General features: G+C 42.1%; 18 protein-coding genes. 1 reads left to right on the top strand and 17 read right to left on the bottom strand.

Annotated features, from left to right (window positions below):
• Positions 1–147: 147 nt before the first annotated feature.
• From ACT7WV_RS18240 to ACT7WV_RS18320, 17 genes are all read right to left on the bottom strand, one after another.
• Positions 148–1,101 (bottom strand): glycosyltransferase family 2 protein, encoded by a 954-nt coding sequence (locus tag ACT7WV_RS18240; RefSeq protein WP_445104246.1) that lies wholly within the window; start codon positions 1,099–1,101, stop codon positions 148–150.
• 112 nt (positions 1,102–1,213) lie between these two features.
• Positions 1,214–2,494, bottom strand: a complete 1,281-nt coding sequence (locus tag ACT7WV_RS18245; protein ID WP_445104247.1) for a lipopolysaccharide biosynthesis protein — start codon at positions 2,492–2,494, stop codon at positions 1,214–1,216.
• Positions 2,495–2,576: 82 nt separating this feature from the next.
• Entirely contained in the window at positions 2,577–3,554 is a 978-nt protein-coding gene (locus ACT7WV_RS18250) for a glycosyltransferase family 2 protein (protein WP_445104248.1), read from the bottom strand.
• A gap of 171 nt (positions 3,555–3,725) precedes the next feature.
• Positions 3,726–5,039, bottom strand: coding sequence for an O-antigen ligase family protein (locus ACT7WV_RS18255; protein WP_445104249.1), 1,314 nt, complete (start codon positions 5,037–5,039; stop codon positions 3,726–3,728).
• Between the two features lie 203 nt (positions 5,040–5,242).
• Complete coding sequence (locus tag ACT7WV_RS18260; RefSeq protein WP_445104250.1) at positions 5,243–6,694, bottom strand: GumC family protein; 1,452 nt, start codon at positions 6,692–6,694, stop codon at positions 5,243–5,245.
• Between the two features lie 188 nt (positions 6,695–6,882).
• Positions 6,883–8,154, bottom strand: a complete 1,272-nt coding sequence (locus ACT7WV_RS18265) for an O-antigen ligase family protein (RefSeq protein ID WP_445104251.1) — start codon at positions 8,152–8,154, stop codon at positions 6,883–6,885.
• Between the two features lie 107 nt (positions 8,155–8,261).
• Positions 8,262–9,749, bottom strand: a complete 1,488-nt coding sequence (locus ACT7WV_RS18270) for a GumC family protein (protein ID WP_445104252.1) — start codon at positions 9,747–9,749, stop codon at positions 8,262–8,264.
• A gap of 28 nt (positions 9,750–9,777) precedes the next feature.
• Positions 9,778–10,839, bottom strand: a complete 1,062-nt coding sequence (locus tag ACT7WV_RS18275; protein WP_445104253.1) for a polysaccharide biosynthesis/export family protein — start codon at positions 10,837–10,839, stop codon at positions 9,778–9,780.
• A gap of 260 nt (positions 10,840–11,099) precedes the next feature.
• Positions 11,100–12,767, bottom strand: coding sequence for an alkaline phosphatase family protein (locus ACT7WV_RS18280; protein WP_445104254.1), 1,668 nt, complete (start codon positions 12,765–12,767; stop codon positions 11,100–11,102).
• A gap of 139 nt (positions 12,768–12,906) precedes the next feature.
• On the bottom strand, positions 12,907–13,983 hold the full coding sequence (locus tag ACT7WV_RS18285) for a glycosyltransferase (RefSeq protein WP_445104255.1): 1,077 nt from the start codon (positions 13,981–13,983) through the stop codon (positions 12,907–12,909).
• Positions 13,984–14,089: 106 nt separating this feature from the next.
• On the bottom strand, positions 14,090–15,403 hold the full coding sequence (locus ACT7WV_RS18290; protein WP_445104256.1) for a glycosyltransferase family 4 protein: 1,314 nt from the start codon (positions 15,401–15,403) through the stop codon (positions 14,090–14,092).
• 360 nt (positions 15,404–15,763) lie between these two features.
• A complete protein-coding gene (locus ACT7WV_RS18295) occupies positions 15,764–15,934 on the bottom strand; it encodes a hypothetical protein (RefSeq protein WP_445104257.1) in 171 nt (56 codons plus the stop codon).
• Between the two features lie 272 nt (positions 15,935–16,206).
• Positions 16,207–16,947, bottom strand: coding sequence for an acyltransferase (locus ACT7WV_RS18300; RefSeq protein ID WP_445104258.1), 741 nt, complete (start codon positions 16,945–16,947; stop codon positions 16,207–16,209).
• Positions 16,948–17,118: 171 nt separating this feature from the next.
• A complete protein-coding gene (locus ACT7WV_RS18305) occupies positions 17,119–17,838 on the bottom strand; it encodes an acyltransferase (RefSeq protein WP_445104259.1) in 720 nt (239 codons plus the stop codon).
• Positions 17,839–18,093: 255 nt separating this feature from the next.
• Positions 18,094–19,488 carry a glycosyltransferase gene (locus ACT7WV_RS18310; protein WP_445104260.1) on the bottom strand — a complete coding sequence of 465 codons (1,395 nt, stop codon included), beginning with the start codon at positions 19,486–19,488 and terminating at the stop codon, positions 18,094–18,096.
• A 554-nt stretch (positions 19,489–20,042) separates the two neighbouring features.
• A complete protein-coding gene (locus tag ACT7WV_RS18315) occupies positions 20,043–21,728 on the bottom strand; it encodes an alkaline phosphatase family protein (RefSeq protein ID WP_445104261.1) in 1,686 nt (561 codons plus the stop codon).
• A gap of 51 nt (positions 21,729–21,779) precedes the next feature.
• Positions 21,780–23,450, bottom strand: coding sequence for an alkaline phosphatase family protein (locus tag ACT7WV_RS18320; RefSeq protein ID WP_445104262.1), 1,671 nt, complete (start codon positions 23,448–23,450; stop codon positions 21,780–21,782).
• 1,190 nt (positions 23,451–24,640) lie between these two features.
• On the opposite strand from ACT7WV_RS18320, the gene ACT7WV_RS18325 reads away from it, so the two are divergent.
• A complete protein-coding gene (locus tag ACT7WV_RS18325; RefSeq protein WP_445104263.1) occupies positions 24,641–25,411 on the top strand; it encodes a WecB/TagA/CpsF family glycosyltransferase in 771 nt (256 codons plus the stop codon).
• The last annotated feature ends 259 nt before the right edge of the window (positions 25,412–25,670 follow it).

Genomic DNA, 25,670 nt, shown 5'->3' on the forward strand with positions numbered 1-25,670 from the left:
GACCCCTAAAAAAAACTAACTGGAATTACAGCTTTCTGTCTAAAATAATGCCTGCGTTACTTTATACCGAGAACGGTCTTTAAAACTACTTCTGCAAACTACTTCAGTAATTTATTATTGTATGATTTTGCTTAATTTTTATCCGGCTCAAGCCTCCACACTCTTTTTCGTTAAATTTAGGCTTTGCATTAAATGCACTACATAAGCCGCTACTACCGTAAGTAATGTCCGACGTGGTTCTTTGAAGAGCAATCTCCAATCAGACTGGAGAGCTCGATTGACAAAACTGACGCCCACTTGAGAGGGTAGTTTTAAACGAATGGCTCGCCTGGCAAAGTAACGCAAGTGAACAGCTTTAGCTAAAGAGTAATGTTTACTTACTAATTCCGGAGCCTGATTCATAGCTTTACTGATCAGCAGGTTCCAGCCATCCTCCATCCGGTATAATTCTGAAGAAAGACCGGTTGAGTTAGTACGATAGCACATTAGTATTTGGTCTATACCCTCAATTTGCCATTGTTTCTTTAACATTACTCGGAATAGCCAGTCAACATCTTCTGAGTAGCTCATACTTTGATCTAATCCTCCACAACACTGAAAAACTTCGCGTCTAACTACCCAATTAGAGGTAGTAGTAGTTGGATTTTCATAGAGGAGATATTCAGGTTTTATCTCAGTTAGACGTCCTGTAGAAAATTGACCAGTGAAGTTGCCGTCATAACTGATAAATTTCACGCGACCAAAGCTGATGCCAACATCAGACCGCTCATTTAAGAACTTGATTTGTACAGCTAATTTATCAGGTAACCATCGATCATCAGCATCAAGAAAAGCAATAAATTTCCCCTGGGTCATCTCCACTCCCAAGTTACGAGTGTAAGATACACCTTGATTAACCTGAGAGAATAGTCTCACCCGATAGTCTTGCTGGGAGTAACGTTGAACAAGGCTAGCAGTGCTGTCTGTAGAACCATCATCTATGACCAACAATTCCCAATCTGTAAAAGTTTGTGAAATGACAGATTCAATAGCTTCAGCCAAGAATTGGGCAGCATTATAAGCTGGAATGATTACTGAAACAAGAGGAATTGAAAGATTCATAGGTGATGGCAGATGTATGTTACTAGAGAAGTTTTATTAATCTAGATTTTTGAAAAATCGTCAAGCAATTAAATGAAGAGCTGAGTTTACCTCCTTTAAGTAATATCTTACGTTAGCTCAACTTTGCTTTTCGGTAGAAAACGTACCATGTACTCAAAATGACGAATATAGGTACAGCTACTAGATGAGTTATTAGAACTGCAGCTGCAACGCCGACGATTTGCCATTGCATGCCAATGACTATTGCTATAGCAAAAATACCAGTGAATAAAAGACTCCAACGTAGACTTATATCTGGTCTATCAATAGCCGCCAAAAGCTGGGCTGAGGCTGACTCAAACGGTCGAGGAATTGCTGATAAACAGATTAAAATTAAAATGGGGATTGCACCAGCAGCCACCCATTTTTCACCAAAAATAATTGGTACGTAAAAAGGAGCCAAACTAGATTGCAAAAGAACACAAGGGATGATAATCATCGCAATAGTTTTGAGACTTTTAAAATAAGTCTGCTTAAATTTAACTAAGTTTGTTCTTGCCGCACACAAGTGGGGATATAGAGCAACAGTAATGGATTGAATAATAGTCAAACTGATTCCTAAGCCTGCATTGAAAGCAAAGTAGTAAACTCCAAGAACCTCAACTCCTAAAAATTTTCCTATTATTAAGTAATCTAAGTTTTCTCGCAATAATCTTAGGAAGTTAATTCCTAAGATTTTAATCCCAAATTGATAAATCTCTCGCCAGTATTTTGTCGTAAATCCGCCCGAAGGTCGCCAAGTATGGTTGTTGAGATACACATAAACTTCAATGAATGGTGTTATGAGTTTTGGTAAGACTATTGCCCACAAACCCATTCCAAAAAGTGCTAAAATTGCAGTAACAATATTACTTGTTGTTATGGTAAGAAATTGACTAAGTGCAGTTATTTTGAGACGATTTTCTTTTTGAATCAATATTGATTGTATTCGTCCAAAAGGACTCATTAAGTAAACAAATGATAAAATTAAAATTGGCAGAATGAGGCGATTATTGTCGTAAAACCAAGCTACGCCGAAGGCTAATAGGCACTGCACAACAAATAAGATCAAAAACATCAGCCAGTTTAACCAATAGGCACCATTGCAGATGTCTTCAATTTCTGATTCTTCAGCTCTAATAATTTTGGCACCGATACCAAACGAAGTTAGTATTCTAGTAAAGTCATAGGTTGTAGTAACTAGTGCTGCTAGTCCAAAATCTTCTCTGGTTAAGTAACGAGCTATGATCACAGTTGTTGCTAAGCGGGAGACACGGTTGAGAGCTTGTGCAACAGTTAGCCAGCCAAGATTGCGAATAAAATTATTAGCAGATTTTTTCTTTACCCAACTCCTGGTTTTTTCAATCAAATTCATGTTTTTTTAAGGAAATTACACTGGCAAACTAGCACTCTTATTCATCTATATATAAGCATTTAAGCAACTTAGTTTAATTTGCCTAATTTAATTTGGTGTCCTGGATAGAAAACATCGGAAATTGTTTACCGAAAAACCGAATTAAGCTATTAGCTGTTTTCCGAGGAAAGAGCATATTAAATAACAGCTTTAAAAGTAAACGTTGAGTTTCCAATTTAAGTAAACTTTTTGGATAAAGCTGGATAGATTTTTGTAACTTTTGGCGAGCTTTGACAACACCGTCTTTACTGGAAATATGCTCCAGGCAAAGTTTCGTAAAAAAACGATAAGTGTTCGACAATGTTCGGTTTTTCAGAAATTGTAAATCTTCCGGTGCTGCCTGAAATCCCCGATCAATTACGATGAGAATAGCCTTTTCCATTACATCAACTTTTGCTGTCATGGACTGCGAAGATTTACGGTAAAGTATCTGATGCTTGGGAACCAGGGCAAAAGGATACCTAGCAGCAAGGCGAAGACTGTAGTCCCAATCTTCAGCAGATTTCAATTGTGAATCAAACTCTCCTACTTCCTCAATCACATTTCTGCGAACCAGAATATTTGAGCCACTAGCAATAAAATTTTTCACCAATAGTTGAGGATAGACATCACCTTCGTGAAAGAGAGATTCACCCGCGTAGAGAAATTTACCCTCGTCGTCTATAAAAATAGTCCAACTGTATGCGACACCAGCTTGTGGATTTCTTTGTAAAGCTTCTAGTTGTAGTGCAAGCTTATCTGGTGTCCATAAGTCATCGGCATCAATGAAAGCAATAAATTGACCGTTGGAACGGCTAATTCCTCGATTACGGGCTACTGGTAATCCCCCATTTTCATAGGAAAAAACTTTGAGTCTTTGATCTTCAATTGTACTTAATAACTCTAAGGTTCTGTCTGTTGAACCATCATTGATAACAATGATTTCCAAGTCTACAAAAGTCTGCTGCTGAATCGATTGAAGTGTCTCTAAGATGGTCTGCTCAACGTTGTATGCAGGAACAACCACAGATATAACTGGCATAGAGGCTCCTTTCCAAGCTATTGTTAAGATTATTAACTACTTTTTCGCATTCAGCTTGCATACTCCACAATCCCAATCAGTATATTGATTCTCGACCTGTGTTGATTAAATAACCAAGGGTTGCTGAATAATTTCTTTTTCTAGTATATATTGAAAAAGTTGTGTAGGTGTTTAAGATCCCACTTCAAATGCCATTGATTCTTGGCGGGCATCTTCGAGCTGTTTCTCAGGCTCTAAAGGATTTTTCATTTTTTCCTTGAAGGCAATACCAAGTATGAGTAAACCCGGCCAAAAGGTATAAATCGGGTTACTTAAGGTATCGACAAAACTGAAGAAAAAGATCACTAATACGATACTTAATGCCACTCTAGCCGTTTCACTCTTTTGTGCCTTAATAAGAAGTTCCACAAAAGTCCAAAACATTGCTAAGGCAAAGGCAGAAAAACCTACTACACCGTGAATATAAAGTAGACCGTTCCAGGTATGGTGACTACCAAGAGTTTGAAAATTAACAATTGCAGGTCCTTCACTGACTTCCCCATGACCCCAAAGTGGAGCATCATGCCACCAACGATGTCGGGTAATGCGTTGCAAAATGCGCCGTTCTAAAGAAGAGTCACTACGTAAACCATCGAAGTAATTCTTGAAATCTTCAGCCAAATTAATCAACCAATAACTAAAAAAACCAGCTAAAGCACCAGTAAAGCCTAGGAAAATTTGTATCTTAGGTTGGAAAATTCTTACTGCTAGCCAACTTACTACTGGCATGACCAACAGACATATTTGTGCTGCACGGGATCCGGAACTCCATGCCATAGCCGCAGCACCTACCATACCAAGCAACCGCCATCTTCTATCAGATTCTTGACGAGTTAAGCAGAAATAAACATTTCCTGCTAATCCTAAAATGGGTGCCCATGGAGCAAATAGAACCAGACGCGTTACATTATCCTCTACAATATAAAGACGCACTCGGTAATAGATGTCCCCATAGCCACCGATTTTGGCAAGAGGAGAATCGTATAAAAAACTCGGAAGCCCTGCTGTTGCGGCAAAATAGCAAAGGGGAATGAGAATTAAACTTTGCAAACAGAGAATACAAGCTGCTCTGTAAACCAATTGTGGTCTGATTTTGAGGCAACCGACAAGAGGCAATATTCCATAGAGCAACCAAGTTCTGCCAAAGGCGTTTATAGTTCTTTTGGCAATAGTAGTGACTCCATAATGAAAACTTAAGTGACCTGCAATCAGAGCCACTTCAATAACTGCTGCCGCGATAATCCATGCCCAAACCCCTACAGGAATGGTAATTTTTTCTTCTTGGGTAGTTTGATGATTTTGCTGCCAGAGCTTCTTGAATAAATATAATGTCAGTAACCACGCCATTAAAGGCACTACAATAAATTGAGCCCCCATTATGTACAAAATATAGGTTCCGGTTATGCAATAAAATACTACACTTTCTTCAATGTTTCTAGGTTTCATTGGGGCTTGGTTGAAAATTTTTGCCTGTACCTAGCGCAGAAAAACTATTTATTACTCCTACTTAAAAGTTTGTCTTGCGGGATGCACCCCTTTGCCAGGAGATTGCTAAGACAAATTAAGGCTTATTCAGTTCTTTTGCAAATCAATGACAGTAATAAATTGCCTAGTTGGTTATTTTGAGTACACCAGAAAAGTAGAAGCAGCTAAATTAACTTTAATGGTGCAGACTTACCTAGCTCCGGTTTTTGAGAAATTTTTTGCTTGGTTTGCTGACGCTTGCCTAACTGTTTGCGCAACCACAATGAGCCTATACCAGTAGTTATGAAAAATGAACCGATTAGAGTGCCTAGCAAAACCAAACTCTTTTTGGGCGCACTGGGACTTTTTGGTAAACTAGGCGTCGTAACTACTTGTATAGGAGGATAAGAACTTTGAATTTCAGAGGTTCCAATATCTAGTTTCGCCAAGGTGGAGGAAAAAACAGCTTCAGCAATTTGTAAATCCCGCCGGAGAGCTTCTAGATTAGCTTCATGCTTACCGAGAATCTGTAGCTTATTTTCCAAATCACCAAGATTTTGCTCCATTGATTGAGCTTTTGCTTTTAATTCAGTCCGACGTACTCCGGCTTCAATGAGTCCTTCAGCAAGTTTGTTTTGCACAGAAACTTCTAAATCGTCTTTATTATCAATATTGAGTTGATCTAGAATGGCAGAATTTGTGGGACGTCCCAATAGCTGTTGACTCCGAACCAGCATTGCCGAATTAGCAGCATCTAGCTTACCTTGCTCCCTAACGACAGCAGGGTGGTTGGGGCCATAGCGCGAACGTAAAATAGCTAAAGCCGCATTAGCATCAGAGTGATCTTTGTCATGTTTTTGAAACTGCCTGTCATTTTGGAGAGTAAAAGCCTCAAATGCTTGAGACGGAGACTTGTCAAGGCTTGCTGATAACTCTCGATAACGACTATTAACTTGCCCCTGTTCAGCGTTTGTTTCCAAATATAGTCGGCGTAAGTACTCAATGCTCTGTGAAAGTTCAGAGATTTGAACTCTATCCATCAAGCCTGAACGCGCTTTGTAATCAGAAATGCGCTTTTGAGCAGCTTCCAGCTTGCGCTGGGAACTCTCCAGAACAGATTGAGTTTCTGCCTTTTGAAGAGCCGACTCTTCCATTTTTAATTCATCTAGCCGTGCTACTAGAGCCTGCTCAAGGGCAAAGGCTTTTTCTTGAGCTTCTTCCGGGCTATCACCAGTTATTTGAAACTGCATCAGGGTAGTGCTATCTACCAGCTCAATTCTGGGTTTGCGGAACTTTTCCAGCCCCACCTGAGTTTTGGCGGCTTCCAAGACTGGCTCGCTGGCGGCAATCAGCTTGTAACTTTCTCTGGGATCTTGTGTTCTGCTTTCAAAAGGAGATTTTACCGAAGAAGATGCACCACCTAGTTCTGGAAGTTTGATGTCTGTGTAGGAAGTAACCTCTCTTAAACTAACAAGCCACTCACTAGTGTAAGTGGGTGGTATCAGTTTTAAGTAAAGCCAAGCACTAATCCATAATGTAGAATTAGCAGCTAAGACGGCCAATAAGTAAATTGACCAGTGTGTTTTATTGATTGATTCTCTAGTGAAAGAGGTAGAAGCCCTGGGAATACTAGTCATTTTCCTCCAAAAGATAAAACTAACTTATGTAAGCGCTGCTAGCATAATAGGTTAATTCATTGTCTAGTAGGAAATTAAATTATTTTTTGTTTATCGAAAGAGTTAGAAACCATCACAATAATAGTTGTTATCTTGTTTGACAAAGAATGACGTTGATTGACTTATATCATGACTTTTAGTATGGCAAGTTAATTTGTTGTTGAAGATGCAATTAAGCTAACTTTCTTAACGCTAGGTAACTTTTCTTGCATTGCTTGACCCATTACTACCAAGCCAGGCCAATAAAGATAGGCGATACTTTCTAAATTAGCGCTGAAGCCATAGAAAATTAAAATTAACAGTACGCTTAGACCTAGCTTGGCAATATTGCTAGTTTGAGCTTTAAATAAGAAGTCGATAAAACTCACTACTAGAGGAACAACAAAAGCTATCAGCCCGACTATACCCTTAACGAATAACAGTGATAAGTAGGTGTTGTGAGTACCGATCTTCATAAACTCCACCATCTGAGGGCCAGGTTGCACTACTCCATGACCCCAGATGGGAGCCTCACTCCATCTGCGGAAAGCGATCCGTGTTAAAGCATCACGAACTCGAGTAGAACCAGCACGACTTGAGCGTAAATTATCCCAATAAACAGCAACCACATCGATAATTGATGGAGCCAGAATTCCCACAAGAGCAGTAGTGAAACCTACCGCAATTATAAAGAAATGGCGGGTGATTTTGGTCAAACCCCAAACGCCTAATAATATTAATGGCAGGCATAAAGTTGCTGCCCTAGCTGCTGAAAGATAACACATCAAAAAACTACCAACAAGACCACACCAACGCCATCTGGTGTTTTTTTCTTGTAAAGCAATGAAGAAGTAAATATTACCAACTGTGCCTATAGCAGGAGCCCAAGGTGCAAAAAAAACTAAGCGTCCGTCACCAAGGTAAAGGTTGATCCTAAAGAAAAGTTCTCCTCCTCCTCCTAGATACTGTAAAGGAGAGGTGTAAACTGTAGGAGGCAGTTTTGCTAGATAGGTAAGGTAAAGAAATGGGGCAATAATTATAGTTTGCAGACAAACTATACAGACGGCACGATAAATCAGGCGGGGACGAATTTTTAGGCAACCGAACATGGGAAATATTGCGAGTAAAGCCCAACTTCTCGCCCAGCCTACAGAAGATTTAATTATTGCCACATTACCTAAACGCCAATCGAGATGTCCGACAACTAAGGCAAACAATTCGATCAGCATTGCCCCAATCCATACCCACATTTGCCAAGAAATAGTAATCTGTTCCTCTTCAGGAGTACTCTCATTCTGCTCCCACAGCTTTTTGCATAGATAAATTAACAGTATCCAAGCTGTTGCTGGTCCGACAAGATAAAGACCACCAACTAGGTAAAAACCGTAGGTGAAGATTAGGGAGTACCAGACTATGCGTTCGGCAAAATTATCAGGCTTCATCGGTACTGAGTCTAATTAAGTTAGGTGATTAAGCAATTCTCTTAACCTTAAGGAAAAAAAATAGATATTTTCCCCAGAGTTAACTTGCTTGAAAGCAAAAACCTTGATTATTGCTTTTTACTTAAATCCAATACTTCTGAATTGGAGTCTGGGTTCAACCATCTTGATTGTGACTGAACCAACTCATTATCCTGTAATCGTGCAAAACTTTCCCGTTTGCGCCGTTGGTGTTGGCGTACTTCCAATAAAACTAAGCCCGTAGTCACCAACAGTGAGCCTAGAGCTGCGCCTAAAAAAGTAAAAGTTTTATTTGGTGTGGTTGGCTTGCGGGGTAAACTCGGTTCGGTGAGCAGTTGCACTTGAGGATAGGTAGCAGATATCTCTGATTTTCCGAGATCTAAGCCAGTTAGAGTGGCTGAGAAGACGGTTTCGGCAATTTGTAAATCCCGGTTGAGGGCATCAAGCGTAGAACCGTACTCCGATAGGGTTTGAAGTCTTTTTTCTAGCTGAGAAATTTGTTTATCTAATTCCTGAGTGTTAGCTTCATTCCCCTGTTGCTCTACTTGAGTAGTTACTAAGTCATAAAACAGGGTTTCTCGGGATGATCTTTCTTGACCACTACCAATATTGAGTTGTGCCATGGTTTGCTCTCCAGCAGACCGTCCTAAAATAACCTGGCTGCGTGCTTGCATGGCTTTTTCTGCAGCTTGCTGTTGACGTCTTTCCCGCACTACAGCCGGATGATTTGGTCCGTATCTCGATTCAAGTTCGCCTAGGGCAACGGTAGCGTCGCTGTATTCTTGCCTGTACTGGGAAAATAGGGGGTCTACCTTGAGGCTAAACGCTTCGCCTGCTTGTGGGGCAGCTACCTGTAAATTTGTAGATAGTTCTCTGAGTCGAGCACCGGTGTCTTGACCCTGAGCAACAATTTCAGCTTTTTGTCTGCGTAGTTGCTCAATACTCGACGAGAGCTGCTCAATTTGAGCATCTGCAACTAAGCCTGAACGAGACTTATACTCAGAAACCCTTTTCTGAGCCAATTCTAGCTTTACTTGAGCCTCATCCAAAGTGGATTGAATTTTTTCCCGACGTTGATTTGCTTCTTCAACCCTTAACTCAGTCAGCCTATCTTGGAAAGCCTCGTAAAGGGCAACAGACTGTCTTTGAGATTCCTCTGGAGAACCCCCACGCAGCTCAAAAGTCATCAATGTAGAGTTATCGATTACTTTGACGCGGGGCGTGGGAAACTCTTCTGGAGGCATGTTGAGTTGGTTCGCTGCAGCTCGGAGAACCGGCTCACTGCTAATCACAAACTTGTAGTTTTCCCTGGGGTCTCTGTTAATGCCGTAGGCAGCTCCTACCTGAGAAGAGGCAGCTCCAATATTGGGCAAATCAACATTACTAGAAAAACCCCCTCCAGGTAAAGTGAGAGACCATTTACTAGTGTAAAGAGGAATAGCATTGTTGAGATAGACGAAAGCTAAGCCCCAAATAGCCGCATTAGCAAATAAACCCAGCAATAAAGAAGGGAGCCAACTTCTTTGGCTCTTGGTCAATTCTGGAGAGTGGTCAGATGCAATAATAGACTCAGTCATTATTTTGAAGCAGATTTGTGAGCAATCATCAATTCCTAAATATCTGTTGCAATGCTCTTATAGGGTTGAAGATATTTCCCAGAAGGTTAAATACGTTGCCAATGTTAGTGGCTGTTGAATCGTAGCAAGCAATACTATCTTCTGGCATCAAGAAGGGATTGACTTCTGGATTTGTCGAAGATTGTTTTACCAAATTCTCAACAGGACTCTCGAAAGTCTGAGTCTCTCCGGTTACGCGATTAGTTTGCACTAAGATTGCTTTGCGGTTAGCATTAACAGCCGATGAGCCTCCTAAACAGTTGGCAGCAACTACAGCTTGAGAGAAGCGGGAACCATAAGGAAGCTGATCAGCTCGCGGAGTAGTTGCATTGGGATCACTCAGATTGGACAGGTAGACGCGAATACTGTCGGGAGTAATCTGAGAAAGCCGCACTAGCTGGTTTTGGGCGCGATCTAGCTCAGGAACGACAACTTGGTCTCCAGCAATCAGAGCAATATCATTGACAGGGGCCCCGGTAAATACTCCAGATAAATCAATTTGCTGTTCTTGACCACCCCTAATCAAGCGCACTTGTTCAATGTTAGCGTTAGGAGTCACACCCCCTACCGCCTGAATGGCATTAGTTAGATAACGATCTGCCGGATAATCTCCAGACAATGTGGCGATCGCTGCTGGTAAGTCTCTACCTTTTGAATCTGTCTGATTAATCAAGACGCGACCAGGATAGAAAACTGCTCCTCCCACAGTTACCTGAACCGCTGCCCATTCAAAAATTTCTAGGCTAACTCGCAGGAAATCGCGCTGGAAAAAGCCTCCTGAGAGTAAAGCTTGCTTAATATTTTGCTCTAACTCTGAAACCTCTTTACCAGATGCCCGCAAGGGCGGTAAATAAGGGATATTGATATTACCGTCAACATTAACTTCGTAAGTAGCGCTAAAGCGTTCGTTATCAGGTAAACCTTCTTCACCAGGAATGAATAATCTTAGCCGATCGCCAGGAGAGAGTGGTAGCGCCCTGACTGGGTTGGAAGCAACTACTACTGCTATGGCTGCTATCGACCCTATTGTTAAAGATCTTGCAAAAAACATTAGAGCATCCGCCTCGATGACCTCAACTTTTTCGGTGGCTCTGGTTGTACCAGATAAATGGGTCGTCTCACTTTTCTAATTTATAGCCGATGCAAAAACCCCGAAAGTCGCTTACCGATAAGCGAAATTGTACTTTATGCTGTTGAGATCCCCACTTATATTATACCAATATTGAATTTTTTTATGGTTGTTAGGCAATCAGTGGCGAGAAGCTTTGCAAAAACTTCACACTGACCGACTAAAATTGAAGCCTTTTTTGTCTAACAGTGATGAGTTTCTGATCTGCTGATCAGGGGTTTGCCCTCATAGTATTCAGGGATTGGCACACCCATTAACTCAAGGATGGTTGGGGTTAAATTGATAGTATGACTTGAAGCTAAGCCAGAGCCAGCTTCAATACCAGGCCCCAGGGCACTAAAAAAACCTCCGGCTCGGCAGTTACCGCTATGAAAATACGGAACTGGCCCGAAGCGTCCCCAATGAGGGCTTTCAATGACATCGCCGGTCACTTCTTGCCAGATAACTACCAAGTCCGCATCAGGCAATTTCGGGTGACACTCAGTAGCATACTTTCGTGTTCGGAGTACTTTTTTGACCACCGGAGTTCCCGTGCGACCATTCTTGAGGTGATGGAGATGTTGTGTGATTTCCTCACACAAAGCCTCATATTCTGAGGGCTTAACGATTCCCTCTGGCTCTCTTCCCTGTAGATTAATGCGAATATAGCCTTCAGAACAGCTTGGCAGAGCAAAAGCTTTCATTTCAGGCCAAAATGGTCGATACCACATGGCCGGTTGACCACTCAGAAAACCTTGAGTTTCGCACCAAGATAATGACCGGTTTTTCTCAGAACCAGCCAATTCAACTGGCTTGCATAGCTGATTTAGAGATTGGTTAAGTTTGTCTGGGCCCCAACGCCTCAACCAATATTTAAGTGGGTTAGGATCATACATCTGCCGCCAGATTGCCGCTTGCCAGCTTGTTTTTTGCAGAGAACTCACTGGTGGTAAAGGAGCTGTTCCCTGCGAGGAATTAGGCAGCATCGATTTTCCCGGAAAGCTAAACCTATAGAGAAACTCAGGCAAAAAGAGCATACTAGGTAAATCCGTGTTGTTACTGCCAGAGCCATTGACCGAAAACACTAAGACATAGGCATTTTTTGGCACTTCTGCCAGAATTTTTGCAATTGCTCGGTCTACTGATTCAAAGACTGCCAGCATCGGGTCACCAGTAAAACTTTCTAGCCGATGGTGATGGTAAAGCGGATGTTCTGGTTGACTGAGGAACCAGAAGTTTTTGATGGCGGAGTAGGTTTCACTAAAGCTTGTTAAAAACAAGTCCCATTTTTGCTGCCGCAGTAAGTCTCGGCAGTGAGCCGCGCGTCGGTTAATACTAGTGTTTAAAGATTGCTGAAGACGGGTGAGATAAACTTGATCCCACCAGACACCCTGCTCTTCGGGGAATGCTGATAGTTCTTCAGGTTGACTAGCTAAATGAGTCAATAACTGCTCTGGATAAAAGTAACTGAGTCTTGGTGAGAAAGAGTTACTGCCTCTGAGAACTGCGTCTTTATTGACTAGTTCGCCAAGATGAGCCTGGAGTATGTCAAATACTGCCACCCTGTAGTTTTCTCCCAAGAGATAGAAGGGGGGATGCTCTTGGAAATTGTAAGCACCAATCAGCTTGAGGTTATAGGTGCCTTCCTGAAACTTAATTGGCGTCCAGTAACCCGTCTGGTGGGGTAAGCAACCGGTAAGAAACGTTGTCCAGGGTGTTTCTGTCTGATAGCACTCTGCGTTAGTCAGGCGACCGTAGGCTCCTTGTTGTCGCAAGCGACAGAGGTTTTTGAGATGCCCCTGGGACATCCAGTTTTCTATTAGTACAGGGTCTGCCCCATCTAGCCCAATAGCGATCACAGGAGTATTCATCACGCCCTTTAGTGGTAGGTAGCTAAAGAACTACAGCCTTTTGCATCTAACTGGAGCGTACCATCGCCCTCACGTAGTTTGTGTTCTCTTCGCGCGGAGGTATTTTCTGTACTTCACTCAAATGCAATCTGCTGTAAGTTTAAAGTTTTTTCTGTAAATCATAGTTTGTCCCAACAGATAACTCCTCTAAAGTCAAAGAGGGATTTTCTGTGGTGGTCAGCCAGTTCCCAGTAACCGAGTCCAGCCAAACTTGAGAGAGATAGCCCCAACTCTGCACCATCTTGACCTGCGCTTTAGTTCTAGCTTTGAGGTCAGGCCATGCTTGAAGTAAATTCAGTATTTGAGTTAGAGGTTTCCGGTGCTTGAAAAGCCCTCCCAGAATTTGCCACCATTCCCAAGCCAAAGGTTTGCCGTTCAGACGTGCACCTACGGCAATGGAGCGACCTTGCCAGTAACTGCGATGAAGCATCCAATTGAGGTTAATTCGTTCTTGAGAGATGCAGTGTTCAACCCAGGCTTGGGGGTGGTAGTAAAGCAGACCTTTGCCTTGTTCTATCAGGATTCTGTAGATTCGGTACTCCTCACCGGAAAGCAGATTACTCTTACCTAGGCGACCCAAGCTTTCAGAAAAACCACCAGCACGACACAAGGCATCTCGCTGGAAGGTCATGTTGGCTCCGAAGGGATATTTAGGCAGTTTTAGCCAGTGGGGTTGATCACCAAAATCAAGGAGACTGAATAGGTACTCTACGTCTTGAGGTATCCAGTTAGGTGGGGAAGACTCCCATCTTGGATAGATTGGTCCTCCGATACAAATCGGTTCTGGTTTAACCGTCTTAAAAGTTTTCCAAATGGTTTCTAACCAAGTTGGACAAGGGATAGCATCATCATCCAAGTAAGCGATGTACTTGCTATGGGATTGGCTTATGGCGGTGTTCCGTGCTTTTGATAGTCCCGGAACTGGCTCATAAACGTAACGTAAGTTCGGCAGTTGTTGTTGATAGCGAGTACAAATCTCTTGAGTGTTGTCGGTTGAGCCGTTGTCTACTATCAAGATCTCAAAGTACTCAAAGGGTAGAGATTGTTGAGAGATACCCTCTAGCGCTAAGACTAGTTGCTCTGCTCGATTATAAGTGCAGATTGCTACTGAAATAAGAGGTGTTACTTCCATCTCCAGATTGTGGGCAGAAATTTCTTTAGTTACTTCAGCCATCATAAAATCAATGATTGAGAAATGGAGTTTGGCTTTTGAGACTGGTACTCTTCTGCCTCAAGATAGAGCAGCCTTGGCAATGCTCATAATGCTTAGTCTTTCCTCTGACTTAATAATTAGAATAAAGGGCTGGCTTTTGCAGGCCATACAACAATTTTTCAGGTTTTTTAGATAGATTATCTCTGATAACTTTCTTATACATCTGTGCGATTTCACTCCAAGTCAGGACAATTCCTTTCTCTTTAAGGATGGAGTTACTTAAATCCGTGATCAGTGATTTTTCTACCTGGTTAATCTGCTCTTTACTAGGTAAATTTCTGAAGAATCTTCTGTAATCTTCTACCTGATTTTCCACAAAGAAACCATAGTCACTGCCATTAAGCAAATACTCCATCCTTTCACAAGGAATAGTAATAACAGGACGACCACAAGCAAGATACTCACAGACCTTCAAGCTAGCACTTGTGAAAAGTTCATCGGGAAATAATTGTTTATTGTAGGGTGCAACACAAACGTTAGCAGCCCCAATATAAAGAGCCGCTTCTTGCTGAGAAAGCCTCCCGTGGAAAATTACAGACGAATTAAACTTACGAGCAATAGCTTCTAGTTCCCTGCGGTATTTGCCGTCGCCAATCATATGTAAAACAACATTTTTAGGTTGTTCGCGACCTAGAGCTTCAATAATTGGGCCAGGTTCTTGGATAAAACCTCTTAAGGAACCCACATAAGTGAAGACTATAGTGTCTTGCTCAATTCCTAATTTTTCCCGGCAGAGATAACGGTCTTGTGGGAAGAAAATATTGGGATCAATGCCGTTAGGAATTGAGTAGACTGGCTTGTTAGAGATTGGGTAGCCATGAGCTGTTAGAAAAGACTTCATTTGGTCAGTTTCTACGATAATGCTATTAGCTTGCCTGATCCAGCGGCGTCTGAGGTGGGGGATAATTTGATTAAGGGAAAATTTTAAGATCTTTTTGAAGCGCTCTTGAGGACATTTTTGTGTATAAAACTCAGCTTCAGCGATAAATATGCTGGGCACCCCGTAGCGGCTAAAAGCACTAGAAAAAGCTCCCACTAAAGACCACTGTCTTTCAATTACTAGGTCAAATTCCTGGGCATGTTTTTGGGCAAATTTGTCTAAGACTTTTAGATACTTAATAGCCCGGAAGGGGTCAGTAGGTACAAAGTAAGGGTCTTGATTGTCCGCTTCTTTAGAGGACAGTTTAGTTGGATCAAGAATAGTTAGGTAGTTGGCACCAGGTTCGGGAGTTTCTAAATTTTTTCTTACGACAAGTGTCACCTCAAAATCTTCCGCAAAATAAGGAAGCAAAGGTCTGGTATTTAAAATATAAGTTGTATCAGCAAGATAGTGGATACCTGGTAGAGCAATACAAATCCGGGGTTTTTTGTAAGTTGCTTTCATATCGGAAAATTGATATTATACCCTACGAATTAATGGCGCTAGTTTGCGGATTAGGCAAACTAGTTTGATAATCTAATTTTCGAGTCTGGACAAGAGAGATACCCCTCTCTGAGGTGATACTTCTGTATGCAGACTCTTGGCCAGCATAGACAGTCTGTGCCACTAAAGGAATTTTAGGCAACACTAGATCTAGTCAACGGCATTTGTTTTCGTAGAGATAACACCCCGGTCAACTCACTGACTGTAACTAAATAGCCAGAAATATTTTTAATTCTGACTACTCTGCTAAAGTGGGTTGACCCTTTATTGAAAGAGTTTCTTCAACCACCTGCTTGTACATATCAGCAATATCCCACCACCTTAGCAAAATTTTTTATCCTTCAAGACAAAACTCTCCATATCCTGACAAATGGTGTCCCCCAGTTGAGAGAGTTTATCTTTAATGTGGAAATTTCTAAAAAGTTCTCTGTGAATATCTGTCTGATTTTCCACGAGAAACACAGACTTTTTTTCACCTAGTAAAGCTGCCATTCTCTTAGAATCAATTGTCAGTAACGGTTTACTACAGAACAGATATTCCGGCACTTTTAAGCTAGCACAAGTGAAGTATCCTCCTAAGTACAGATTTTAATTGCAGGGAGCTAGACAAAGATTAGCTTCCCTAATGTAAAGCGCTGCCTTCTTCTAGGGTAACCTAGCGTTACTTCTCTCCCGCCTTTCAAGTAGGGGAGAAGTCACAAAAAGAAAACGGCTAACGGAACATTGAGAATAAGATTCGATATAAAAATAGAGATTTTAATCTTCTATTCCTTCAGTCGGGAACTGTTGGCAGATGTTTGCCACACTTCAACTTCTACAGGATGCCTCCCCTTACTATCTCGCTTAGCAATAACCTTAGCCGGTACACCAACAGCAATGGAATAAGGAGGAATATCTTTGGTAACAACTGCTCCCGCCCCAATCACACTGCCTTGGCCAATTGTAATGCCATCAACAACTCGGACTCCGCTCCCTAGCCAGCAGTCGTCCTCAATCACAATTCCCTGATAACTATTCCTTTGCTGGACGATACTGCGATTCGGGTCTGCAAAAATATGATTGTTAGCATAGATACCCGAATGGGAAGCAATTAGACAATAATTACCAATCTTGATATCGTTGCCAGATAAACAGGTGTAAGGGCCAATATAGGTATGATCACCAATTAAAATCTCACCAGGTTGATGCATTTTAATATCAACGCCACGATCAATCTGAGCCCACACTCCTAATCGAATCTTACTGTTGTCTTTGCGGCAGGAGATGCGCAAATCACGGTGCAGCCTAGCAAAATCCCCAATTTCAATATTGCTGGGACAGACGAACTCGGAACCAAACTCAATGTCAACATTAGTCCCGATTTTTGCAAAGATTGTACGGTATAATAGCCGGCGTAAGATCTTACCCGGTCGTGAGGGAATCCATCCTACCAAAGGAATTACCCCAGCTTCTAGCCGGAAAGACTTCTGAGCTAAAGGTTGATTTTGGAGTGTATTTGTAGTCATTGAGATGTTCTTGGTCGGGTTAGCTTTCCTGCTAAGTTATAATACTTTACTGACTAAGCTTAGACGAATTACTTCGATCATTCCCACCCAGATAGCTCAGGCAACAGCATTGACTTGAAAAACGTGATCATTTGACAAGCCAAATAAAGGAAATTAATTATACGAATCCGATCATCCTGATATGGCTTCAAAGGAAGGTTCAGGAGCAACTTTCCTTTGAGAAATTACTTTAGCAGGTACACCAACAGCAATCGAATAAGGGGGAATATCTGTAGTGACAACTGCTCCTGCTCCGATAACACTGCCTTCACCGATAGTAACTCCATCGGTTACAGTTACTCCCTTGCCTAGCCAGCAATCATCTTCAATGACAATTCCCTGGTAACTGTTGCCTTGCTGTTTGATTTTGCGCGTTGTATCAGTAAAAATATGGTTATTGGCAAAGATACCTACATGGGGCGCGATCATACAGTATTTGCCGATTTTAATGTTACGACCAGACAGACAAGAATAAAGACCAATAGTTGTACGCTCACCAATTTCAAACTTGCCACTGCCGCCACTATGAACTTTCAGATCAACTCCGCGATGCAGAAATACATGATCGCCAAGAAAAACTTGACTAGTTCGGTTGACGTTTCTGATACGAACAAATTTGTCAATTGTGACATCATTGCCGATTTCAATACGATTGGCATTAACCAGTTCAACACCACAGCGAATGTTTATACGCTTGCCAAACTGCATACAAATCAAAGGATATAGTAGTCTTCTCAGCAGAATACCTGGGGCAAGAGGTATCCATCCAAATAATGTAATGATTATGGTTTCTTTAACAGATGCTATTTTTTGAAACCACCGCGAGGGAGATAGATACTTTTCCAGATCCATAAGAGCGTAGTTTAGCTAGAGTAAACACTACTGATAATCTTTCAGTCTCTCCTAGATTAGCTTAAAAAAGAGACTACAGCTCATTGAGTATCTTGGGAGTACTACTGCAAACTTAAGTAACCCAGTCATGAATTTCTAGACCAGGTTCCTTAAATTTGATGTTCTTTTCCTAATTGCTTCCTCTTGAGAACTAGCACAATGAACCAGTGAACTGATGACACCGATCATGACTACAGCCCCAAGCAGGCTACCATCTTAAGCTGGCAGAAGCTCAGAGGAGCCACTGACTAACTTCTTTTGTAAAAGACTCTCGTAAAGAGCTATAGAATCTGCCGCCTCCATACTGATAGTCCGGACAGGCTGAATGCCTTGACGAAGTTTATTAAGTAAATTTGCATCTAAAGCTAGCTGAGAGAATGCTTCAGCCCAGGCTGTTGGATCACCCGGAGAAATTAACAATCCATCCACACCATGCTTTACTTTCTCAGCAATTCCCCCCAAGTTAGAGCCGATGACAGGAACGCCTTGAGCGTGGGCTTCTAGTACTACTACTGGTCCAGTTTCTAGCCATTGTGACGGTACAGCTAGCACATCAAAAGTTGACAATGCCGCAGATACTTCTTGACGCTTTAATTGAGGAGCCAAATGAATACGATGATCATTGCCAATACGAGCTATTACTTGTTCTTGATATCGTTTACTTTCTTCAGGAATACCATGAATTATTAGCTCAAGTGGTACATCTTGAGGAAGACTTTTGACTGCTTCTACAAGGATATTAACGCCCTTAGTTGAATTCCAGCGTCCCAAAAAACCGACTCGAAGAAGTCCGGTTGTTTTTTTCGGTTGCGAAACTCGCTGATGCAAAAAATCAGAAATTCCGTGTTTCAACAGAAAGAATTTCTCTTGAGGTATACCGTTGATCAGCATTGCTTCCTTAACCCATTCGCTCATGACCACGATGCGGTCAGCAAATTTGGCCATTTCTAGTAAACCACGTCTGCGAGCAGCCACATAAGCGGGCAACGCAAGAGGGCTGAGCAACTCACCGGCGATAGAACTAAGAGAGTCATTTGTTGTGCGCTCCAGACGGTTTAACACTCTGCCTGCAAGAACGCTTATAGGCATTGGCATGTTACTCAAACTCTGGATAGCTGAAGGAGACAGGTTTTGCGAAACACCACAACACTGGCTACAGCGAACCTCATCAATTTTGCCATCACAAGCCTCTTGTCCATTGAGCATTAAGCTACCACGCTGGCAGATAGGGTGAGGTAGACGCACAGACACCACTGTCGCCATTCCTAATTCTTTAGCTAAACGAAGATGAGGCAAACCGCACTTAGGTGTCCACTGATGCTGGTGGTAGATGTCTGCTTTCTGTTCCTTGAGCCAACGAGCGAAATGCTCGAAACCACCGTGAGGAGCTTCTCCGTGGTTGGGTTCTGGCTGAGGCTTAGGAAATACAGGATAGCGGTAAACCTCTACTCCCCCATAGTTATAGGTTTTTTCTTCGGGGCTATCTTGAGAAGCGGCCACCTGACACTCTATTCCTTGAGCTAGTAGCACCGGTAAAAGTTCACTAAGATGAGTTTGGATTCCTCCACAATTATCTGGAAAATACCGAGCAACGGATTGGATAGTTTTCATTAATTGCTTAGTAGATTTACTCTAAGGTTTTTAGAATTAATATCTGGTAAGTTTAGAAGGAATCTACGGGTTACTGAATCATCTGCAACAAGAGAATAATAGGCTGAGGCAATCTAGAGCCTTTACCATTCGAGGCAAAAGGCGAGTGCAACTTTTTGAGATTGTTGACTGGTTGTTCCCAAATTGACTTCTCCCCTGCTCCCAAGACGGGTGATTCGTCGCTAATAGAAACTTATCCCCTCGCTTCGTTGATTCGCGCTTAGCGTCTCCTTTGAGGAGAGAGCATGCTTCAAGCGTAGCGAAGGAATGCTTAATTGTTGCTCCGCGAGCTAATAGTAATAGTCAATGGGAAATGGAAAATAGGGCTTATACACCAGTATTCGGCTAACAGCATCTATTTTCCATTTCCCATTTTCAGCGACTAGTAACAGTAGTCCCTTCTTTATTCCCAAGAATGCATACTTCCAGGGCAGTCAAGTTGGTAAGAGCTTTCTTGTACTTAACACTTGTGTCAACCAGCTCAGACTATTTACAAGAACTTACCTTTAGTTGCATCAGACTAAAGCTTCTTTAGACACCAAAGGCTTACCATCAGAGTATGCTAAGGGTTTGCCATCTAGGCGTTGAGGAATCGGTGCGCCCATCATCTCCAAGATAGTTGGGGCTAAGTCCACAGCATGCCCTTCAGCCAGGTTTGAACCAGCGGCAATTCCCGGTCCTTTAGCTACGACAAATCCTCTAGCACGGTGGGCACCGGTACGATTAAAGTACACAGGCCCAATGCGACCATAGGTGGGGCTGTCTATCACATCCACAGCCCAGTCTTCCCAGACAACAACTAGATCAGCATCCGGCAGTTTGGAATTACTATCCATCGGGTTTTGTCTGGTGCGCACGACTTTCTTAACTACTGGCTTACCGCTTCTAGGGTCAGTGAGAAGATGAAGTTCCTTAATCAGTTCCTCGCAAAGGGCATCGTATTCTGCCAGGGAAACTATACCTTGTGATTCTCTTCCTTTAAGGTTAATTCGGATATAACCATCAGAGAAACCGGGCAGATAAAAAGCTTTCATCTGTGACCAAAAAGGCTGATACCACTCTGATGGGTGCCAGCTAAACAACGGAGATTGAGCAGAACCTCTTAGCTTACCTAGCTGTTTATAGAGTTTTGCCAAATGCTTATGGAATCGACCAGGTAATGCTTGAGCGACAAACCGGAGAACCTTTGCTGCTACGTCTGGTTCGTTTTTGAGGTTGTCAAGCTGTCTGTACCAGCCTTGCTTTTTATTCTTAGGAACTAGGGGTTTTGTTAGAGGGGTTCCGATAGGTTGTGAATTTAGCAAGGATTTGTCTGGGAAGCTAAACCGATAGAGGAACTCCGGCAACATAATCATGCTGAGTAAGTCGGCGGAGTTAGAACCCTGTCCGTGAGCCGAAAAGACAACTACATGAGCATCTTCTGGGGCTTCAGCTAAGAGCTCTCCCAGTGACTGGTCTACGGCTTCAAAGAATTCTAGCATCGGGTCTGCTGTAGCAGCTGTCTGCGGATTGTAAAGAGGGTGCTCTGATTGGCTCAGATGCCACAGATAGTGTTGTGCTGTATGGGTTTCACCAATGACTGTCAAGAACAAATCCCAGGGTTCCCGTGCTGCTAAGTCCCGTGTGATTGCTGTGCGAAGAGAGAGTCCTAGCGACAATTCTCGCTGGAGTTTAGCTACAGATTCTGAATTGTACCAATCAGAACGGTCGTTATGACTTGCCGCATCAGCTGGATGGTCTCCGTACTGATTAATTAAGTCAGAGAGTAATTCCTTGGGTTGAGAGACACGGGGACCCATGGGAGCATGAGCTCCCCAAGCTAAGGCCTGTATCCCATTCACCTGCTTAGCAAGAGTAGCTTGAGGAAGGTCGAAAACTGCCACTCGATAGTCATCACCTACATCATAGAAGGGGGGATATTCGGCGAAATCATAGCCTCCATGAGTCCCCACTTTCTTGACTTCGTAAGTCTGTTTATTAAACCTGGTTTTAGACCAGTAGCCAGTCGTATGGGGAAGACAACCTGTGAGAAAGCTTGTCCAAGCTGATTCACCCTTATAGTACTCCATACTAATCAGGCGACCGTAAGCTCCTTGTTGCCGGAGATTACTAAGGTTTTTCAGATATCCCTGAGACATCCACTTCTCTAGCAAAAGTGGATCTGCTGAATCCAGGCCAATAGCAATTACAGGGTGTTTCATAATTTAATTCTTGTTTTGATGATGTGAAGACAGTGAGAGAATTTTAGTGGCTCAGTTTATCTGTACTGGCGTCTTTGTCTTTATTGGTAAAGGCTTACCCTCAAACTTTTCTGGGATGGGGGCATCCATCAATTGTAAAATCGTCGGTGTTAGATCAAGAGCATGACCTGTCGGTAAGTTAGAACCAGCTTCAATTGCCGGACCCTGGGCAATAACGAATCCATCGGAACGATGACTGCCAGTACGATTAAAAGGAACAGGACCAATACGTCCAATATCTGGACTCTCGACAACGTCAGTAGCATACTTCTCTTGCCACATGACTACTAAGTCAGCATCAGGCAGCTTAGGGTCGCTATCTGTGGCTTCTTTACGTGTCCGGATAATCTCTTTAACCATCGGTTCGCCTGTCCGAGCGTCTTTGAGAAGGTAGAGTTTTTCGATTAATTCATCACAGACAGCCTTGTAATCTTCAGGAGCAACAATTCCCTGAGACTCTCTTCCTTGAAGATTAATGCGAATATAGCCTTCAGAAAAACTAGGCAAGGCAAATGCTTTCATTTGCGACCAAAACTTTTGATACCAGATGGCTGGCTGATAGAAGAAGGGATCTGACTGCTCGATTAACTCAAAAGGAGAGATTAGATCTAGCGATGGACGAGTGCCGAAGAATGGCTCTAGAGTGTTGAAGATTTTTGTGGGCAGGTTTCGTCTCAAAAACCCCTTAATTGGATTAGATTCATGCTTCAGGCTCCAGACGGTGCCAATCCAACCCCGTTTAGCCCGTTCTCCCATTATGGGTTTTCCAGGAGCTTGCCCAACCTTACCACGGGCAATGCCGAACTTTCCGGGAAAGTTCCACCTATAAAGAAATTCCGGCAGGAACAACATGCTGGGAAGATCCATGACATTAGTTCCCATGCCATGAGCAGCAAACACTAGAACATTGGCGTTTTCAGGAGCTTTAGCCACAATCTCACCCACTGCCTTGTCTACAGCTTTGAAGACTCCCAACAGGCAGTCACCGTCAGCATGAGCTGGCATGGCTTCGTAGAGAGGGTGATCCGGCTGACTAGTATGCCATAGGTAATGACCAGCAGAGTGGGTTTCACCGAAAATGGTCAAGAAAAAGTCCCAAGGCTCTCTTTGCAATAAATCCTGACAAATGACAGAGCGACGAGCTATGCCAATCTCCAAAGCTTGTTGAAGCTTTTTTAAGGCTGGCAAATTCTGACAGCTAGCGAAATCCTTGTCAAAGGCAGGATGTTCACCGTGCTTGTCCATGATCTCTTGGAAAAGCTCTGCGGGTCGTGAATGACGAGGAGTAAGAGCCGCATGAGCCCCCCAAGCTAAGACTTGCAAACCATTTACCCGGTCAGCCAAGGTGGAATGGGGAATGTCAAAAGCCCCTACTCGGTAGTCATCTCCTAGGGCGTAAAAAGGCGAGTGTTCGATGAAATCGTAGGCCTTAATGTCTTCTGTGCCATAGGTATCTGCATGAAACTTCACAGGAGCCCAGTATCCAGTCTTTTGAGGAGAACAACCCGTCAGGAATGTTTCCCAGGGCGTCTCTGCTCTATAGTACTCAAAAGTCCTTAGGCGTCCGTAAGCTCCCTGTTCACGCAGGCGACGCAGGTTGTTTAGATGTCCTTGAGACATCCATTTCTCAATCAACGAGGGGTCTGCTGCATCTAATCCGATAGCAATTACAGGGTTCTTCATAGTTTTCTTCATGGAGATAGCGCACGTCGATCAACACAGGAGACTTACTTCAGCTGAGGAAAGATTAGTCCAAATCAGGTAACTTCTAACTTTAGTGACGCTGGTACCCACACTTTTTTTTTACAAAGACAGTAAGCCCTAATTACACGATAATCGTCCTAGCAATCAGTAATGATGAAAAATCAATGAAGCTATATCAATCCTTGATGAAGTTTTGATAAATCTTGTTCTCATCCTTGAAGGCAGATCGTTTTAGGTTAAGCGTATACAGAGCTTTGCCTGCATGGGCGACAATTTCCGAGGGCAAGATGCATTCGGTCACCTTAGTTCATAGTTCAACAAAGCTTAGTACTGATTTTGGAGGCTTGAGTCGTCGATGATGGCAGACCGTAACGAGCTTGAGTAAACTCTCCTGTGCTTTCTGTCTAAATTTTACTCTAGCTGACAAATTTTGCTCACTAGTTAAGGTAATTGCCCAGGGATTGGTGATTGACCCGGGTAACTATGTCTAAGCTTTATCAACATCTGGGAGAGAAAAAGTCTCGGCCTATTTGTATTAACATTTTCTGGCTAGATTGAACCTATAGCATAAGTATTAAAGTAGATAATAATCTCAAATAATGACTTCAACTTGTCCTAAAAAACTCCAAGAAATGTTGGCTGACACAGCAGTTTAACTGCCAAAAATAAAATTAAGACTCTAAAATACGCTTTTACTCTTGACAAGAATTAAGGTAAATGGTCTATTCTGTATATCAGACTTAACGAATTTGCCAAAGTAGCCTTTAAGTGTTCTTGACAGAGGACAAATAAGTGTTCTTGACAGAGGACAAACATCAAACTTTAAGGCAAATGATATTAGAACTTTAAGGTTCTCATTTTTTTGAATAAAGGTTTTCGTCTATCAATGTCAAGAAAAGATAACAGAGTTTAAGCTATGGAAGCGACTTAAAAAGGTCATAAATTATTGGGTTTTTAAAGATTTGGTGAACTTGTACAGCGTACATGTATTTCTGAAAGAAATTATGTAAAACTTTTCGTAAGGAGTTGTTTGTTTAGGAAATTACCAACCTCTAGATTGAGTACTAAATTAACACCAGTAAATTAAAGCCAGATGCCTGACCAAAAAAGTTCTAGGAATTTGGTTATCTTAGGATAGAAGAATACTTTAATCAGTAGGATCAATGAGGATGAAAACAGTAAAAGTATTAAACTTACACGTTGATAATGTATCTGAATTAGAGGTATTGGAAAACCTGAAGTGCGGAGTCGTTTTCACTCCCAACGTTGATCACTTAGTTAAACTGCAAAGAGATACAGAGTTTTATAATGCTTATGAGATTGCTGATTATAAACTGTGTGATAGTAAAATCATTTACTTTGTCTCACAGTTTTTAGGAACGCCTCTAAAGGAAAAAATTTCCGGATCCGATTTCTTCCCAGCCTTTTATAATTATCATAAAAGTAATGAAGATATTAGGATATTCCTCTTGGGAGCCAAAGAAGGGGTTGCTAAAAAAGCTCAGCAAAAGATTAACGCTAGTGTTGGTAGAGAAATTATCGTTGGTGCACATTCCCCATCTTTTGGCTTTGAAAAGAATGAAGAGGAATGTTTAAAAATTATCGCCAAGATCAAAAATTCTGGCGCAACAGTACTAGCAGTAGGTGTGGGTGCGCCCAAACAAGAAAAGTGGATCCAGAAATACAGAAGTAAATTGCCGAATATCAATATATTTCTGGCAATAGGTGCCACTATAGATTTTGAAGCTGGCAATGTAGAGCGTGCTCCCAAGTGGGTAAGCGAAGTAGGCTTAGAATGGTTATACAGATTACTATCTGAACCTCAAAGATTATGGAGAAGATACTTAGTCGATGATCCTCTTTTCTTTTGGTTAGTTCTAAAACAGAAACTAAACCTGTATAAGTTTAAGCCGATTAAAATTAAGCCCACTTTACAGTAGAGCTAAAAATTCCAGAATTCTTTAGATCATAGATGTTACTAATCAGATAAAGCATCGATTGCGTTGTTTTAAATTTACACAAAGCAATGCCAATGAGTTAAGATGGCTTTAATTCTGGGCGACGTAACTTATTATTGATCATTTTGTAAAACTTAAGCAATCAAGCGGAGGAACACCCCCCGCTTTTTTTTCCAGATAAGGCACAGTGTATTCTCTTTACCTGTACCATTACTCACAGCGGCAAAAGTTTAGCTTAGTT

The organism is Symploca atlantica LB2515, assembly GCF_052546295.1.